Consider the following 15,839-nt stretch of genomic DNA (forward strand, 5'->3'; position numbering starts at 1 on the left):
TCTTCACTAGGTGTAAAATATATGCTTTTAAAGTGGGTAAAGATACTATAGTTATTCGAGAAATTCAGTCTGAAGATAACGCTCAAATAGAACAGGTTATTAGAAATTGTTTTCATGAGTTTAAAATACCATTAGAAGGTACGGCATACTCTGATAAGGAAACCCCAAGAATGTATGAGTCTTATCAAAATAGTAATGATGTTTACTATGTGATTGATAATAATGGAGCTATTTTAGGGGGCGGAGGTATTAAACCTTTAAAAGATTTTGAAGCAGATGTATGTGAAATTCAAAAAATGTATTTCTCATCAAAAATAAGAGGTAAAGGTTATGGTAAGTTGCTATTTGAAAAATGTTTGCAATCTGCTAAGGCATTAGGGTATAAGCAATGCTATTTAGAATCTGCTCCTCAGCTTAAAGTAGCTATTTATATGTATGAAAGTTATGGTTTTAAACATTTAACAGAAGCATTGGGGAATACGGGGCATTATTCTTGTGGTGTTTGGATGATAAAGGACTTATGAGACTAAAAGATATTCAGGGGGTATTTCATAAAGAATTACATGGTATTAATAGCAAAGAAGAAATAGATAGTTTCTTTTTTATATTAATAGAGGCTTATTATGCCATGACTAGAATAAAATTGGCTTTAGAACCCGATTATAAAGTAGAAAATTATAATACTATTCTAAATGCTTTAGAATTATTAAAAAAACAGCGCCCCTTACAGTATATATTAGGAAATACGGAGTTTTATGGACTCCCTTTTAAGGTTAATGAACATGTTTTAATACCCAGACCAGAAACAGAAGAGTTGGTTGAGTGGATTGTTAAAGAACAATCTCAAGTTAATAATCGAAACCTAAAAATAATAGATATTGGTACAGGAAGTGGTTGTATTGCTATTTCGCTAGCTAAAAATTTACCAGATGCTAAGATTTATGCCTTGGATATAAGTGAGGGTGCTTTAAGCATTGCCAGTAAAAATGCTAAATTGAATGCGGTTGACATTGAATTTGTAAAAGCAGATATTTTGAATTATGATAGTCATGCTATTGAATTTGATATTATTGTATCTAATCCTCCATATATTAGAGAGTTAGAGAAAAATATGATGAAACCGAATGTTTTAGATAATGAACCGCATTTGGCACTCTTTGTAGCTGATGAAAATCCATTACAATTTTATGAAGCTATTATTAAGTTTGCTATTAAAAATTTAAATAAAAATGGACAAGTATTTTTTGAAATTAATGAGTATTTAGGAAACGATATGATTCAATTACTACAAAAAAATAATTTTTCCAATATAAAGTTAAAGCAAGATATCTTTAAAAAAGATAGAATGATTAAAGCGGTTCTGAGTCAATAAGCTTTTAGGTTATAAGTTCAATATTTTAAAGACTTAAGACTTGTTTGTGAAATTTTAATTAGTCTATGTTTATTTCATAGCAGGAAAACTCAATTTTGAAAAGTTTGTAGGGTGTATTCAATTCGGGGCTTACCCTAAATCATTATCTTTTTATTGGTGCCAAACTGCAGTTAAAACTAAGTATTTTGACGTATTTCGCTTTCAACCTTTAAAAAGTTTCCACACAAATAGCATGAATTCACTTTTGTAATGTTTATTGTTTTACATTTTGGTGTGTCACAAAGTGGACTTTCAGTTTGCTAAGACAAACCTCTGGATCTCTTGTATACATTGGGTTAACTTGAAATTATTAATGCATTAATTTTGTGTTTTAATCTCTATAATTTCATTATATAAAGTAATATTTTTTCTGTTAAGAAACCTTTAATAAAAATTAACGCTAGTAATAATTACTTGCCTTTCATTTTGTTATATTAGAGGCTTTTAAAAAAAACATTATTTCACTTTTTTGAATGGGTACTAAAGAATTAATTGAAGCTTTAAGAGAAGAGTTACGAGAGCATAACTATAATTATTATGTACTTGATAATGCAACGATTTCTGATTATGAATTCGATATAAAATTAAAAGAGCTACAAGGGCTTGAGGCAAAACACCCAGAATTTTTCGATGTTAATTCGCCGTCACAACGAGTAGGGGGGGCAATTACTAAAAATTTTGAAACTATTCAACATGAGCATCGCATGTATTCTTTAGATAATTCTTATTCAAAAGAAGATTTGCAAGATTGGGAAACCCGAATTAAAAAATTAGTAGATGGCGATATTCAATATACTTGCGAATTAAAATATGATGGTGCATCTATTAGTTTAACATATGAGGATGGGAATCTAACTAAGGCGATTACAAGAGGAGATGGATTTCAAGGTGATAATGTTACTGCTAATATAAAAACTATCAAATCGGTGCCGCTTCAATTAAAAGGCAATTATCCACCAAAATTTGATATAAGAGGAGAAATTGTATTACCTTTTGATGGGTTCAATAAAATGAACCAAGAGCGTATTGAAATAGGAGAGGAACCTTATAGGAATCCAAGGAATACAGCTTCAGGAAGTTTAAAGCTTCAGGATAGTGCAGAGGTTGCAAAACGACCATTAGAATGTTTGCTATATAATATAACAGGTACAAATTTAAATATTCAAACGCAGTTTGAAAGTTTAGAAAAAGCTAGAGCTTGGGGCTTTAAAGTGCCAAGTATTGCAAAGCTTGTTAATTCAATTGATGAGGTTTTGGAGTTTGTAGATTATTGGAATGTGAATCGCCACGATCTGCCTTACGAGACTGATGGTGTTGTTATTAAAGTAAACGATTTACAACAGCAGGAAGAATTGGCTTATACAGCTAAAGCACCAAGATGGGCAATGGCCTATAAGTTTAAAGCGGAGCAAGTTTCTACAAAATTAAATAGTATTACCTATCAAGTGGGACGAACTGGAGCTATTACACCTGTTGCTAATTTAGAGCCTGTGGAATTAGCAGGAACTACTGTTAAACGTGCTTCTTTGCATAATGCAGATCAAATTGAAAAATTGGATGTACGAGAGGGAGATGCTGTTTATGTTGAGAAAGGGGGAGAAATTATTCCAAAAATTCTTGGCGTAGATTTAAGTAAACGAAACAATTTATCAGCACCAACACAATACATTACCCATTGTCCAGAGTGTAAAACAGCACTTGTGAGACAGGATGGTGAAGCGCAGCACTATTGCCCTAATTATAATGGTTGTAAACCACAAATTATTGGTAGGATCCAACATTTTATATCTAGAAAAGCTATGGATATTGAAGGGCTAGGAGGAGAGACAGTAGCGCTCTTAGTGAATGAAGGTTTGATTTCTAATTACTCAGATTTATACGAATTAACAAAAGAAGAAGTTATTCCTTTAGAACGAATGGCTGAGAAAAGTGCAGATAATTTAATTCAAGGTGTAGAGTTATCTAAAAATATTCCTTTTGAACGCGTTTTATTTGCTTTAGGAATTCGGTATGTAGGCGAAACAGTTGCTAAGAAATTAGCTAAGCATTATAAAAGTATTGATGCTATTGCGAAAGCTACAGGTGAAGATTTAGTAAATGTTGATGAAATAGGAGTTAAGATTGCTGAAAGCGTAAGTCTATTTTTTAGTTCTGAAGAGAATTTACGAATTATTAATAGGTTAAAGGAATTTGGGGTTCAATTAGAATTGTCTGCAGAACAACTAATTGGTCAAACGAATGTGTTAGCTGGAGATATAGTTGTGGTTTCTGGTGTATTTGAAAATGTGTCGCGAAATGAGCTTAAAAAACTCATTGAAGACAATGGAGGTAAATTAAGTAGTTCTATTTCTTCTAAAACAAGTTATATTGTTGCGGGGAGTAATATGGGACCTAGTAAAAAAGAGAAAGCGAATAAGCTTGGAGTGCTTTTAATGAGTGAAAGTGAATTCTTGCAAAAAATACAAAAATCTCTATAAATTATCGATTAAACGCTATTTTTGTCGATAAAAAGTATTTTTACGATGTCTATGTTGTAAAATTTATATATATTTGTTCATTAACTAAAAGTCGCTAATATGTACAAGTCGAAAGTCTTGGTAGGTTGTGTTTTGTTAGTATATGTATTGTTTGTCTTTTTCGAATTTAAGGGCGATGATAGTATAGCATATGTTTTAGATTGCTTAATCACTCCATTAATAGCGCTAATTTATTTATTTTTTGTTAAAAAAAAGGGTTTTTTCTTTGTTTTATTTATCTTATTTTATTCAATCTCAGACTTGTTGGGTGTGGTAGTTTCTTATTTTCCAGAAAACGAGGAGATTGATTTTAAAAGAATTGATTATTTTGTAGGTAATTTAATGTTTATACTAGCATATATCTTTTTGGTTATAAAAATTAGTAAATCACTTAATCTATTTTATGTGTTTAAAAATTTTAAAATCCACTTAATTGTCTTAACCATTTTGAATGTGTACTTGGTATACGTTTTACAAATAATATTGTATTCTAGTTTAAGTAATATGCCACATGAATATTATACTGAGATGGCGTATAATATTGTTATGCTTCTATTATTGTCTATAGCATTATTAAATTATTTTTACAGAGATAATAAGAAGTCTTTTTATTTATTTATAGGAGCATTATGTATTGTTTTCTCAGAAGTAATGCAAGTAGCGTATTTTTATATTGCTCATAGAAGTTTACTTAATTTTATTTCTACAACGCTTACTCTTGCTGCTTTTTACTTTTTCTATCAACAATCAAAATTATTAAATGATTTAAATGAAGATAAAAAGTATATGGCAGTAGAATAATACTAATTTGCTATAAAATGTCGTCTCGTTTACTTAATTTACTCTTAATTGGAATTCAGTACCAGAACAAGCTTTTTTATTAGGTTTGAAAACAATGCTATGATGCCTTTTTAATAAAAGGAATGTTGTCTTTGTAAATATAAAGAATTACTGCAGAAAGAATAAACGTAACAATAGCAGTAATAAATAAAATGCCTCCATCGTTATTTATCTCTATTCCAAGTTGTGTTAAGTGCATAAAAATGGCTCCACCAATAACACCTAAAGTAAGGGTTGCCCCCATCCATACTGTCTTGGGTATGAGTAATAATATCCCTGCAATAAGCTCTAAAATTCCAATACCTATTCTGCCATATGGTTCTAAGCCAACTTGACTAAAGATGTAAACGCTGTCTGGATGTCCAGAAAATTTAAAACGTAATGTTTGTATTAAAATAATAGACACAATTAACCTTAAGGCTAGAGAAACATATTTTTTCATTTTGAGCGAAATTTATAAGTTAAAAATTTAGACGTAATTTTTGTGGTTACTTACTAGCCTCTAATTCAATTTTATAGACAAACAGCTTGTTTTTAATAAAAAAAACGATAAAAAGTATGTTTTTGACGTTGAAATAAAAATATATTTTTATATTTGGAATAACCTACTAACCTCCCAAATCATGAAAAATTGGTTTAACCTTACCTTTAATAGCGTGTTTTTTTTCGCTTTATTAGCCTTGATAGTCATAAGTTTTTTAGTTGCTTTTGTTGGAAATTCATTATTGCTAAAGTCTACAATGGCCTTGTTTATACCCGTTCTTTTAATTTTTTACCTTGTTAAGTATAAGTCTTTAGGTGGTGTCTTTATATCTTTTTTATTTTTTTCTTTTCTTGGAGACATTTCTTTAACTTTTTTTTCAAATGAAAGTTTTGTTAAAATCTCTAGTATTCTATACTTCTTAAGCTATTTGTATTTAATTGCTATAGCTGCACGTAAGTTTAAGGTGTTAGAAGTCGATAAATTAATAGGGGTATATCTATTGGGGGTCTTTTTAATTAATATGTTTTTCTTATATACTTTGTATAGTGTATTAAAAGTAATTATTCCAGATAGTGAAGAGGTACTTTTATTTGGTTTGAAAAGTCTGGCGTTAATAATATTGGCTTTTGTTTCTTTTGGGGTTTATCTAAATACACAATCAAAACAATCTATATTGTTTTTAGTTGCTGTAATTTTTATAGCTTTTTCTTCTACTTTAAATTATATTAATCTTTACTATTTATACCATTGGAGTTTTGAAATGCTTCATAGAGTACTTTATGGAATTGGTCTCTATTTTGTTTTTAGATATATTATTGAATATAACGAGCATAAGCAGAATATTTACGAGTTAAAGAAAAAATTTTCTTCAGATAATCTTTTCGTTTAAACTATTATTGAAGTTCCATTTGCAGACTTGTTTTTGGCTGAATCAAAGTAAAAATCAATCTTTCCAAGATTTATACCGTAACAGCCAACTTGGTTTACAAGCATATTTATTCCTTCAACGTTTTTAACGACCGTAGGTTTGGATAAAAAAGTATGTGTATGTCCTCCAATAATTAAATCAATATCTTTTGTAGCCGCAGCTAATTTTAAATCACTTATTTTGTTTGGCTCGTTTCTGTAATTGTATCCTAAATGTGATAAGCAAATTATTAAATCACATTGGGCTTCTTTTTTTAGTATTCTGGACATATCTTGAGAAACCTCAATGGGATCTATGTATTTGGTTTCTTTAAACATGGTTGGGTCAACTAAGCCGTTTAATTCGATTCCAATTCCAAAAACACCTATTTTGAGTCCATCCTTTTTAAATATTTTATAAGGTTTTGTGTGAGTATTCATTATGGTATTAGAGAAATCGTAATTAGCAGACACAAATTGGAATTTAGCATGCTCTAATTGCTCATATAAACCATCAATACCATTATCAAAATCATGATTTCCTAAAGTGGCTGCATCATACTTTAGTTTGCTCATTAATTTAAATTCCAATTCGCCACCATAATAATTAAAATAAGGGGTGCCTTGAAAAATATCTCCAGCATCTAGTAAAAGTGTATTTGGATTTTCGTTTCTAATAGATTCAATTAAACTAGCTCTTCTGGCAACGCCTCCTTTGTTTGCATTTCTACCATCTTCGGGGCCAAAAGCATCAATATGACTATGCACATCGTTAGTATGTAGAATCGTTATTTTTTTAGTTGTAGCAGCGGTTGTAAAAGATTGTAACCCTAAACTACCCAATGTTACTAATGCTGTTCCTGCAGATGCTTGTTGTATAAAATCTCTACGTTTCATTTGCTCTTTATTTTATTTGAACGAATCTGTCATCAATTACTGGGTTAATGGTGTCAATTTTTTTGAAATTATCGATTAGAGCATTTCTAATTTTGTAATTTAAAACATAAAGGCTGTCATTCGTTTGAAAAAAAGTCATGTTATCACCACCATTATATAAATAATCGTTAGTGGCTACATAATATATCTTATCAGATTTAATAGCTTCTCCTTTTATTTTAGTTTCAATTATTTTACCATTTTCGTTTATTGTTAATTTAAGTTTGGATATAGGGTGTGCTTTCTTTTTTCGACATAAATAATTCACTAAACTATCAATTTGATTGCTTTTTAGAGCTACTACTACAATACTATTTTCAAAGGGCATTATTTCGTAAGCTGTTCTTTTTGTAACATGCCCTTTAGGTAAAATAGACCGAATACCTCCGTGATTAAGTAATACCATATCAATGTTTTTACCAGTTCTACTTTTAAAAACAGGATTGGCTTCGCTGTAAACAGCATCTGCCATAAAATTTCCAATAGCCGTATTAAATAAGCCATCAGACTTGGAGTAGGTGTTAACAGAATAAGCTAAAACACTATCTAAATCTTTTTGAATATGATTTCTAAAGGGTTTTATATAAGATTCAATTTCAGGGTCAACAAGCAGTGTGTCTGTAATTTGAATTAGCTTGCCTTCTATTTTTGTTGGCTCTAATTTAAGCTGCTTACAATTTAAAAAACTAAAAAAATATAACAAAAAAATTAAATGTGTTAACCTCATATCTAAAAGAATATTTTGAACGTACTTTTGTTATCTTTGCGGAAAATATAAAGATAAATGATTTTAAAGGGTTTTAAAGAAAAATCTAATAAAAAGCACTTGAACAAATTGTTATCAGAAAGACAAGTAAATGTTACTGATAAGAAGATTGAGAGCTTAGGTGTTATCTTGAATATTGATGAAATAGATGACTATGAGTTGTTTAGAGGCTTAGCGACTTCTTTAGGAATTCACGTTAATAAATTAAAGATTATAGCTTTTTCTGAAGATGATAAAGATACCCCAACGGTATGGGATATTTGTTATAACCCTAAAGATATTGGGTGGAAAGGTGTCGTGAAAAATATAGAGTTACAGGAATTTCTAGACATCAAATTTGATGCCTTGATCAATTACTATACAAAAGATATTTTAGAGTTAAAGTTGATTACTGCACATTCTAAATCACAATTTAAAATTGGCATTATACAAAGTGATGAGCGTATAAACGATTTAATTATTAAAACGAAAATAAAAGAATTTAACGTATTTAAAGAAGAGATGATTAAATACCTAACCATATTAAATAAAATTAAGAATGAACAGTAAGTTTTTAGGAACTGGAGTTGCTTTGGTCACACCTTTTAAATCAGATTTGAGTGTAGACCATAGTGCCTTAGCAAATATTGTTAATTTCAATATTGATAATGGCACAGATTATCTTGTGATTTGTGGTACAACAGGAGAAAGTGTAACACTTACCAAACAAGAGAAAAAGGAAGTTGTAAAAACTATTTCTGAGGCCAACAGAGGTCGTTTACCTATGGTTTTAGGAATTGGAGGAAGTGATACTGCTCAGGTTATTGAAGAAATAAAAACAACAGATTTAAGTGGTATAGATGCTATTTTGTCTGTGTCTCCATATTACAGTAAACCAACTCAGGAAGGTATTTATCAGCACTTCAAAGCTATTTCTGAAGCATCACCAATAGACATTATATTGTATAATGTTCCAGGGAGAACTTCAAAGAATATGGAAGCAGAAACGACAGTAAGATTGGCTAACGATTTTGATAATATTATAGCTGTTAAAGAAGCTGGGAACAATGTAGCTCAATATTTAGAGTTATTAAAGAGTAAACCAGAAGATTTTTTAATTATTTCGGGTGATGATGATTTGGCTTTAACTGTTGTTTTGGCAGGTGGAGCGGGAGTGATTTCTGTTATAGGGCAAGCGTTTCCTAAGGAATTTTCTGAAATGATCCGACTAGGTTTAAAATCTGAAGCAAAAGAAGCATACAAGCTTCATTTTAAATTGATGGATATTGTTAGCTATATCTTTGAGGAGAATAATCCAGCAGGAATTAAAGCTGTTTTCGAAGCGCTAAATTTATGCCAAAATAATGTGAGATTACCACTGGTTCCAGCATCTAATCAGTTAAAAGAAAAAATCGGAGCTTTTGTAAATAAGTTTTAGGACTGTTAAATAATACTTAAACCTTATGATAGCTGATTTTTAGCAGCTATTTTAGCTTTAAAATAATATTTTTTAAATCCATATTAATAACTTAATTTTGCATTCTGTTTAAAAACCTATGAAATAAGCATAAATTTAAAGTTTCGGTATAGCTCGAGATATTCAATAATGTGAATTACATTAGACTTTTTTAAAACAGTGAAAAACAACAGATGAAGAAGCTTTTTTACACATTAATACTAGTTGCTATTTTTAGCGGTTGTAGCGAATATCAAAAGACATTGAAGTCTGAAAATATTGCTGACAAATTTAAAATAGGTGAGGCCCTTTATAAAGAAGGTAAATTTTCAAAAGCTAATAGACTTTTTGCTCAAATTGTACCAAAATATAGAGGAAAGCCGCAAGCTCAAAAACTAATGTATTTGTATTCTAATTCATTTTATAAAATGAAAGATTACTATGTTGCAGGGTATCAGTTTGAGCGTTTTGTATCTAGCTACCCAGAAAGTGAGAAGTTAGAAGAAGCCTCTTTTTTAAGTGCAAAAAGTTATTATATGTTGTCTCCTATTTATAGTAAAGACCAAACGGAAACAAAAGAAGCTATTGAGAAACTTCAAGAATTTATAAATTTATTCCCAGAGTCTGAATACCTTCCTGAAGCAAATAAATTAGTTAAAGAATTAGATTTTAAACTAGAAATGAAAGCATATAGTATTGCTAAACAATACAATCATATATCAGATTTTCCAGCATCTATAAAATCATTCGATAATTTTGTTTTCGATTTTCCAGGATCTACATTACGTGAAGATGCTATGTTTTACAGATTAGATTCTGCCTATAAATTGGCTATGAATAGTAGAGAGTATAAAAAGACAATCGAAGGAACCATAGTACATTTAAAAAAGGAACGTTTAGAAACGGCAAAAGAATATTATGCGTCATTTAAAAAGATTTATGTTAACCCTGAGTATATAGAAGCGGCTAATGTAATATCTGAAGACCTAGAGGAAGAATTAAAAAAATACAGCACTAAAAGTTAAATAACAATGACAATGGATTTAAAGAAAACCAATGCTCCAGTTAATACAGTAACGTACGACAGAAATCAAATTGACGAGCCAACAGAGAATATCTACGAGTCAATTTCTATAATCGCAAGACGTGCAGAGCAGATTAATACAGAGATTAAAAAAGAGCTTATTGATAAGTTAGAAGAATTTGCAACTTATAATGATAGTCTTGAAGAGATCTTTGAAAATAAAGAACAAATAGAGGTTTCTAAATTTTACGAAAAATTACCAAAACCTCATGCATTGGCCGTTCAAGAATGGTTAACGGATAAAATTTATTTTAGAAATACTGAGGAGGATTCTCAGTAATAATTTTTAAAAATGTCAATATTAAGCGGCAAAAATATACTATTAGGCATCAGTGCTGGTATTGCCGCTTATAAAACTGCTTCACTAGTAAGGTTATTTATAAAAGCAGGCGCTAACGTAAAAGTAGTTATGACGCCTTCTTCTAAAGAGTTTATAACACCTTTAACCTTATCAACACTTTCAAAACACCCAGTACATTCATCTTTCACAAATGATGATGATAACGCCGTATGGAATAGTCATGTAGATTTAGGTTTATGGGCAGATGTTTTTGTAATTGCTCCAGCAACAGCTAATACACTTTCTAAAATGGTAAATGGTACAAGTGATAACTTGCTGTTAGCTACCTATCTGTCGGCAAAATGTGTCGTGTATTTTGCGCCAGCTATGGATTTAGATATGTATAAACATCCAAGTACTCTTAATTCTTTCAATGCCTTAAAAGATTTTGGAAATATTATGATACCTGCTACAAGTGGTGAATTAGCAAGTGGTTTGGTTGGAGAAGGTAGAATGGCGGAGCCTGAAGATATTGTTGCTTTTATTGAAAATGATATTTTAGACACATTACCTTTAAAAGGGAAAAAAGTACTTATAACTGCGGGACCTACCCATGAGGCTATAGATCCAGTTCGTTTTATAGGAAATCATTCGAGTGGTAAGATGGGATTTGAAATAGCTAAAGCAGCAGCAAATCTTGGAGCAGAGGTTATTTTAGTTACTGGTCCTACACATCAAAAAGTATCGCATGCTTTAATACAGGTCTTTCCAGTTACTAGCGCACAAGAGATGTATGATTCTGTACATACATATTTTAAAAACGTAGATGTGGCGGTTCTTTCGGCAGCAGTAGCCGATTTTAAACCAAAAGAAGTCGCTTCTCAAAAAATAAAAAAGAAGGAACCAACGTTAACTTTAGAGTTAGAGAAAACAAAAGATATTTTAGCCTCTTTGGGCGAGATAAAGAAAAATCAATATTTGGTTGGATTTGCATTAGAAACTAATGATGAAATTGAAAATGCAAAAGGAAAATTAAAAAGAAAGAATTTAAATTTAATTGTTTTAAATTCGTTAAATGATAAAGGTGCTGGTTTTAAAAATGATACCAATAAAGTTACTTTTATTGATGATAAAGAAACAATTACCGAATTTAAGTTAAAGTCTAAAACAGAAGTAGCTAAAGACATATTAAATAAAATTATAGAAAAAATAGATGCGTAATATTCTGATTATTTTAATATTTTGTTTGGGAGCTAAAGGTTTTTCGCAAGAACTAAATTGTAAAATTGTTGTGAATGCACAACAAACAGGAAACGAAAATTTCCCCATTTTTAAAACTTTAGAAAAGCAGCTAAATGAGTTTGTTAATAATACAAAATGGACTGATAAAACATTTAAAACACAAGAGCGTATAGATTGTAACATGATTATAAATGTTACAAGTTATAGTGGAGAAGCGTTTCAAGCGTCTATTCAAGTGCAGTCTTCACGTCCTATTTTTGGTTCGTCATTTAGTACGCCAATCTATAATTTAAATGATAAAGATTTTAGTTTTAGATATTTAGAATTTCAGAACCTAATTTTCAATCCCACGCAATTTGAATCTAATTTAGTATCAGTATTATCATTCCATGTTTATATGGTTTTAGCATTAGATGCCGATTCCTTTTCTAAAAAAGGAGGAGATGATTATTATAAACAAGCACAAACGATTGCAAATTATTCGCAACAAGGTAATTTTAAAGGATGGAAATTAGAAGATGGCTTACAAAGCAGATTTGCACTTATAGATAATGTTCTGTCTCAAACCTTTAAAGAATATAGAGATGTTTTATATGTTTACCACAGAGAAGGCTTAGACATGATGAGTGAGAATGTAAAAACAGGAAAAGAAAAAGTAGGAGCATCTCTTATGTTATTCAAAACTATGAATAGCCGCAGACCTAACTCGTTTTTACTGCGTACCTTTTTTGATGCTAAGGCTGATGAAATAGAACAAATCTTTAGCGGGGGGCCTAATGTAAATGTGGCCAGTGTTAAGGAAACACTTCAAAAAGTAGCTCCGATGCATAATAGTAAATGGCAAAAGATTAAGTTTTAAGTGACTTCATATTTAAAAGGCTTTTTATTATATTTATTTAGAAAAATTAAATACCAAAAATAGCATTGTTAACCGCACTCTCAATAAAAAATTACGCTTTAATAGATACGCTTCATGTTGATTTTAATGATGGGTTATCTATAATAACTGGAGAAACTGGAGCAGGAAAGTCTATACTTCTTGGAGGATTATCGTTAATTCTAGGAAAACGCGCCGATTTAAATAGTTTAAAAGATACCACCCAAAAATGTGTTATTGAGGCTGTTTTTGATATTTCCAGTTATAATTTGAAATCCCTTTTCAAAGCTGAAGATTTCGATTACGAATCGCAGACCATTATTCGTAGAGAGATATTACCTTCAGGGAAATCTAGAGCATTTGTAAACGATTCTCCTGTTAATTTAAGCAGCTTGCAATTATTAGGTGCCTGTTTAATTGATATCCATTCGCAACACCAAACTTTAGAACTTACAAGTAATGAGTTCCAGTTTCAAGTAATTGATGCGCTTGCTAACAATGATAAGGTTTTACAGAATTATAAAGAAAAATTAAAAACATATAAAGCCCTTCAGAAAGAGCTAAAAGAACTTTTAGCTTTTCAAGCTGAGGCGATTAAAGAACATGATTATAATTCGTTTTTATTAAATGAATTAGTAGAGGCTAATTTGGTTGATGGCGAATTAGAAACCTTAGAAGAAGAATACGAAACGCTCAATAACATTGAAGGGATAAAAGAAAAATTAGATGAATCTTACCAATTATTAAGTGATGAAGAAGTAGGGGCTTTGTATACATTAACAACATTAAAAAATGCATTTCAAAAACTATCTGAGCTTTCATCTAAATATGAAAATTTATTTGGGAGAATTAATAGTAGTTTAATAGAAATGGATGATGTGTTTAATGAGGTTAATACTTTAAAAGACAATTTAGAAGTAGACCCTGGCAGGTTAGAAACGGTTGATTCAAAATTAAAAATGATTCATAATTTACTTCAAAAACACGTAGCTGGTAATGTTTCTGAATTGATTAAGATAAAAAACGAGCTCGAAGAAAAAGTTTCAGTCACAGAAAACTTAGATAGTACCATTCAGAAAAAACAATTAGAGATTGACTCTAAAACAACAGAGCTAAATACTATTTCTGAAACAATCCATAAAAGGCGTATCGAAGCAATTCCAAAGTTAAAAAAGCAATTAGAAAGTCTTTTAGTTAGTTTGGGAATGCCAAATGCCCAATTTAAAATAGAAACGACTTATAGCGATACTTTTTTTGCTAACGGAAAGGATGCATTATTATTTTTGTTTTCGGCAAATAAAGGTGGGAATTTTAACGAGCTTAAAAAAGCAGCTTCAGGTGGTGAGTTGTCAAGAATTATGCTGGCAATAAAATCAGTTTTATCAAAATATATAAAACTGCCTACGATTATGTTTGATGAAATAGATACTGGAGTTTCTGGAGAAATATCAAATAAAATGGGAGATATTATGCTGGAGATGAGTAAAACAATGCAAGTATTTTCTATTACACATTTACCGCAAATTGCAGCAAAAGGGCATTCGCATTTTAAAGTTTATAAAGAAGATATAAATAACACAACACAAACTAATCTTATAAAATTAAACCATGATGAGCGGGTTGTAGAGATCGCTCAAATGTTAGGTGGTTTAGAAATGTCTTCATCTGCTATTGCGCATGCTAAAGAATTGTTGAATTAATTAGTATCTTTGTGCGCTTATTAAAAAGTCTAACAACTAAATACATAAATTAAAAAGGAATGTCATATAATTTATTAAAAGGTAAAAGAGGGATCATTTTCGGAGCATTGGATTCTAATTCAATTGCTTGGAAAACGGCTGAACGTGTACATGAAGAAGGAGGAACATTTGTACTTACAAATGCACCGGTTGCCATGCGTATGGGAGAAATAAATAAGTTAGCAGAAAAAACAGGCTCTCAAATTATTCCTGCTGATGCAACTTCTGAAGAAGATTTAAAAGATTTGGTTGAAAAATCAATGGAGATTTTAGGTGGTAAAATAGATTTTGTACTACATTCAATAGGCATGTCTATTAATGTTAGAAAAGGGAAGCACTATACAGACCAAAATTATACATGGACACAAAAAGGAACCGATGTTTCTGCCATGTCTTTCCATAAAGTTATGCAAACGCTTTATAAAGCAGATGCCATGAATGAATGGGGAAGTATTGTGGCTTTAACATATATGGCTGCACAACGTGTTTTTCCAGATTATAATGATATGGCTGATAATAAGGCATATTTAGAAAGTATTGCACGTAGCTTTGGGTATTTCTTCGGACGTGATAAAAATGTACGTGTAAACACAATTTCTCAATCACCTACACCAACCACCGCAGGAAATGGTGTTAAAGGTTTTGATGGATTTATAACTTATGCCGATAAAATGTCACCATTAGGTAATGCAACAGCATTAGATTGTGCTAATTATACTGTGTCTTTATTCAGTGATTTAACAAAACGGGTAACGCTTCAAAATCTATTCCACGATGGCGGATTTAGTAACATGGGAGTTACTAATGCTGTCATGGATGTTTTTATGAAAGAAGATTAAAATATTTTAATATTGAAAATGAGCCACCCTTAAAACGGTGGCTTTTTTGTTAGGTTTAATTACATTTGTATAATTGATGAATTTTGTGCTATGAGTTTAAATTCAATTATTAAAAAAGGGTTAATTAGTGTATACATACCTTTGATTTGCATTGTAATTCTTTGCGTTCTCATATTTAGAGCTGTCGCGGAGAATATTCCAATAACAATAGCTTTTATAATCTCTATTTTTATAGGTTGGATTTGGTGGAGTTACAAAATTGTAAAATGGAAATATCAAGCATTCTCAAAATTGAATGTGAATGAAAGTCATCAATTATATATTAAGGCAATAGAATCTGGGTTGATTTGGCCAACAGGAAGTGTGTTTAATAAAACTGAAATATGGACAAAAAAGGATAGGTTAAAGTGGTCTGCAATAGATCCAGAAATCCAAGAAATCTTCTCAGATAAAATGAACAACTCTAATATTTAATTTTAATAAC

General features: G+C 30.5%; 17 protein-coding genes. 14 read left to right on the forward strand and 3 right to left on the reverse strand.

Annotation, left to right across the window (positions count from 1 at the left end; all coding sequences use genetic code 11):
* Positions 1 to 32: 32 nt before the first annotated feature.
* The 4 genes from Q4Q40_RS11835 to Q4Q40_RS11850 all read left to right on the forward strand — a co-directional run bounded on the left by Q4Q40_RS11835 (position 33) and on the right by Q4Q40_RS11850 (position 4,728).
* A complete protein-coding gene (locus Q4Q40_RS11835; protein ID WP_303302025.1) occupies positions 33 to 524 on the forward strand; it encodes a GNAT family N-acetyltransferase in 492 nt (163 codons plus the stop codon).
* Positions 521 to 1,372 carry a peptide chain release factor N(5)-glutamine methyltransferase gene (prmC, locus tag Q4Q40_RS11840; RefSeq protein ID WP_303302026.1) on the forward strand — a complete coding sequence of 284 codons (852 nt, stop codon included), beginning with the start codon at positions 521 to 523 and terminating at the stop codon, positions 1,370 to 1,372. Before Q4Q40_RS11835 ends, prmC begins: the two co-directional genes overlap by 4 nt.
* A 512-nt stretch (positions 1,373 to 1,884) precedes the next feature.
* On the forward strand, positions 1,885 to 3,888 hold the full coding sequence (ligA, locus tag Q4Q40_RS11845) for an NAD-dependent DNA ligase LigA (RefSeq protein ID WP_303302027.1): 2,004 nt from the start codon (positions 1,885 to 1,887) through the stop codon (positions 3,886 to 3,888).
* A 99-nt stretch (positions 3,889 to 3,987) separates the two neighbouring features.
* Positions 3,988 to 4,728, forward strand: coding sequence for a hypothetical protein (locus tag Q4Q40_RS11850; protein ID WP_303302028.1), 741 nt, complete (start codon positions 3,988 to 3,990; stop codon positions 4,726 to 4,728).
* A gap of 97 nt (positions 4,729 to 4,825) precedes the next feature.
* On the opposite strand, the gene Q4Q40_RS11855 is transcribed toward Q4Q40_RS11850, so the two are convergent.
* Positions 4,826 to 5,209: a DoxX family membrane protein gene (locus Q4Q40_RS11855; protein ID WP_303302029.1), complete on the reverse strand. Its 384-nt coding sequence runs from the start codon at positions 5,207 to 5,209 to the stop codon at positions 4,826 to 4,828.
* 181 nt (positions 5,210 to 5,390) lie between these two features.
* On the opposite strand from Q4Q40_RS11855, the gene Q4Q40_RS11860 reads away from it, so the two are divergent.
* The gene (locus Q4Q40_RS11860; RefSeq protein WP_303302030.1) at positions 5,391 to 6,140 is read left to right on the forward strand and encodes a hypothetical protein; all 750 of its coding nucleotides are present in this window, start codon (positions 5,391 to 5,393) and stop codon (positions 6,138 to 6,140) included.
* Here the strand turns inward: Q4Q40_RS11860 and Q4Q40_RS11865 are convergent.
* Together Q4Q40_RS11865 and Q4Q40_RS11870 are read right to left on the reverse strand one after the other, a co-directional pair.
* Positions 6,137 to 7,054 (reverse strand): bifunctional metallophosphatase/5'-nucleotidase, encoded by a 918-nt coding sequence (locus Q4Q40_RS11865; protein ID WP_303302031.1) that lies wholly within the window; start codon positions 7,052 to 7,054, stop codon positions 6,137 to 6,139. The two genes, Q4Q40_RS11860 and Q4Q40_RS11865, sit on opposite strands and share 4 nt — an antisense overlap.
* Before the next feature lie 7 nt (positions 7,055 to 7,061).
* On the reverse strand, positions 7,062 to 7,820 hold the full coding sequence (locus tag Q4Q40_RS11870; protein ID WP_303302032.1) for a 5'-nucleotidase C-terminal domain-containing protein: 759 nt from the start codon (positions 7,818 to 7,820) through the stop codon (positions 7,062 to 7,064).
* A gap of 57 nt (positions 7,821 to 7,877) precedes the next feature.
* Here Q4Q40_RS11870 and Q4Q40_RS11875 point away from each other — a divergent pair, with 57 nt between their 5' ends.
* The 9 genes from Q4Q40_RS11875 to Q4Q40_RS11915 all read left to right on the forward strand — a co-directional run bounded on the left by Q4Q40_RS11875 (position 7,878) and on the right by Q4Q40_RS11915 (position 15,829).
* The gene (locus Q4Q40_RS11875) at positions 7,878 to 8,408 is read left to right on the forward strand and encodes a DUF6913 domain-containing protein (RefSeq protein WP_345027207.1); all 531 of its coding nucleotides are present in this window, start codon (positions 7,878 to 7,880) and stop codon (positions 8,406 to 8,408) included.
* Entirely contained in the window at positions 8,398 to 9,276 is an 879-nt protein-coding gene (gene dapA / locus Q4Q40_RS11880; protein WP_303302035.1) for a 4-hydroxy-tetrahydrodipicolinate synthase, read from the forward strand. Before Q4Q40_RS11875 ends, dapA begins: the two co-directional genes overlap by 11 nt.
* A gap of 212 nt (positions 9,277 to 9,488) precedes the next feature.
* Positions 9,489 to 10,319 carry an outer membrane protein assembly factor BamD gene (locus Q4Q40_RS11885; protein ID WP_303302036.1) on the forward strand — a complete coding sequence of 277 codons (831 nt, stop codon included), beginning with the start codon at positions 9,489 to 9,491 and terminating at the stop codon, positions 10,317 to 10,319.
* Positions 10,320 to 10,331: 12 nt separating this feature from the next.
* Positions 10,332 to 10,658 (forward strand): DNA-directed RNA polymerase subunit omega, encoded by a 327-nt coding sequence (locus tag Q4Q40_RS11890; protein ID WP_303302037.1) that lies wholly within the window; start codon positions 10,332 to 10,334, stop codon positions 10,656 to 10,658.
* 12 nt (positions 10,659 to 10,670) lie between these two features.
* Positions 10,671 to 11,879, forward strand: a complete 1,209-nt coding sequence (gene coaBC / locus Q4Q40_RS11895; protein WP_303302038.1) for a bifunctional phosphopantothenoylcysteine decarboxylase/phosphopantothenate--cysteine ligase CoaBC — start codon at positions 10,671 to 10,673, stop codon at positions 11,877 to 11,879.
* Positions 11,872 to 12,759, forward strand: a complete 888-nt coding sequence (gene porD / locus Q4Q40_RS11900; protein ID WP_303302039.1) for a type IX secretion system protein PorD — start codon at positions 11,872 to 11,874, stop codon at positions 12,757 to 12,759. The genes coaBC and porD overlap by 8 nt, the downstream gene beginning before the upstream one ends.
* 65 nt (positions 12,760 to 12,824) lie before the next feature.
* Positions 12,825 to 14,477: a DNA repair protein RecN gene (recN, locus tag Q4Q40_RS11905; protein WP_303302040.1), complete on the forward strand. Its 1,653-nt coding sequence runs from the start codon at positions 12,825 to 12,827 to the stop codon at positions 14,475 to 14,477.
* A gap of 59 nt (positions 14,478 to 14,536) precedes the next feature.
* Positions 14,537 to 15,355, forward strand: a complete 819-nt coding sequence (locus tag Q4Q40_RS11910) for an enoyl-ACP reductase FabI (RefSeq protein WP_303302041.1) — start codon at positions 14,537 to 14,539, stop codon at positions 15,353 to 15,355.
* A gap of 90 nt (positions 15,356 to 15,445) precedes the next feature.
* Entirely contained in the window at positions 15,446 to 15,829 is a 384-nt protein-coding gene (locus tag Q4Q40_RS11915) for a hypothetical protein (RefSeq protein ID WP_303302042.1), read from the forward strand.
* The last annotated feature ends 10 nt before the right edge of the window (positions 15,830 to 15,839 follow it).

It is taken from the genome of Flavivirga jejuensis (assembly GCF_030540765.1).
Taxonomy (GTDB): Bacteria; Bacteroidota; Bacteroidia; order Flavobacteriales; family Flavobacteriaceae; genus Flavivirga; species Flavivirga jejuensis.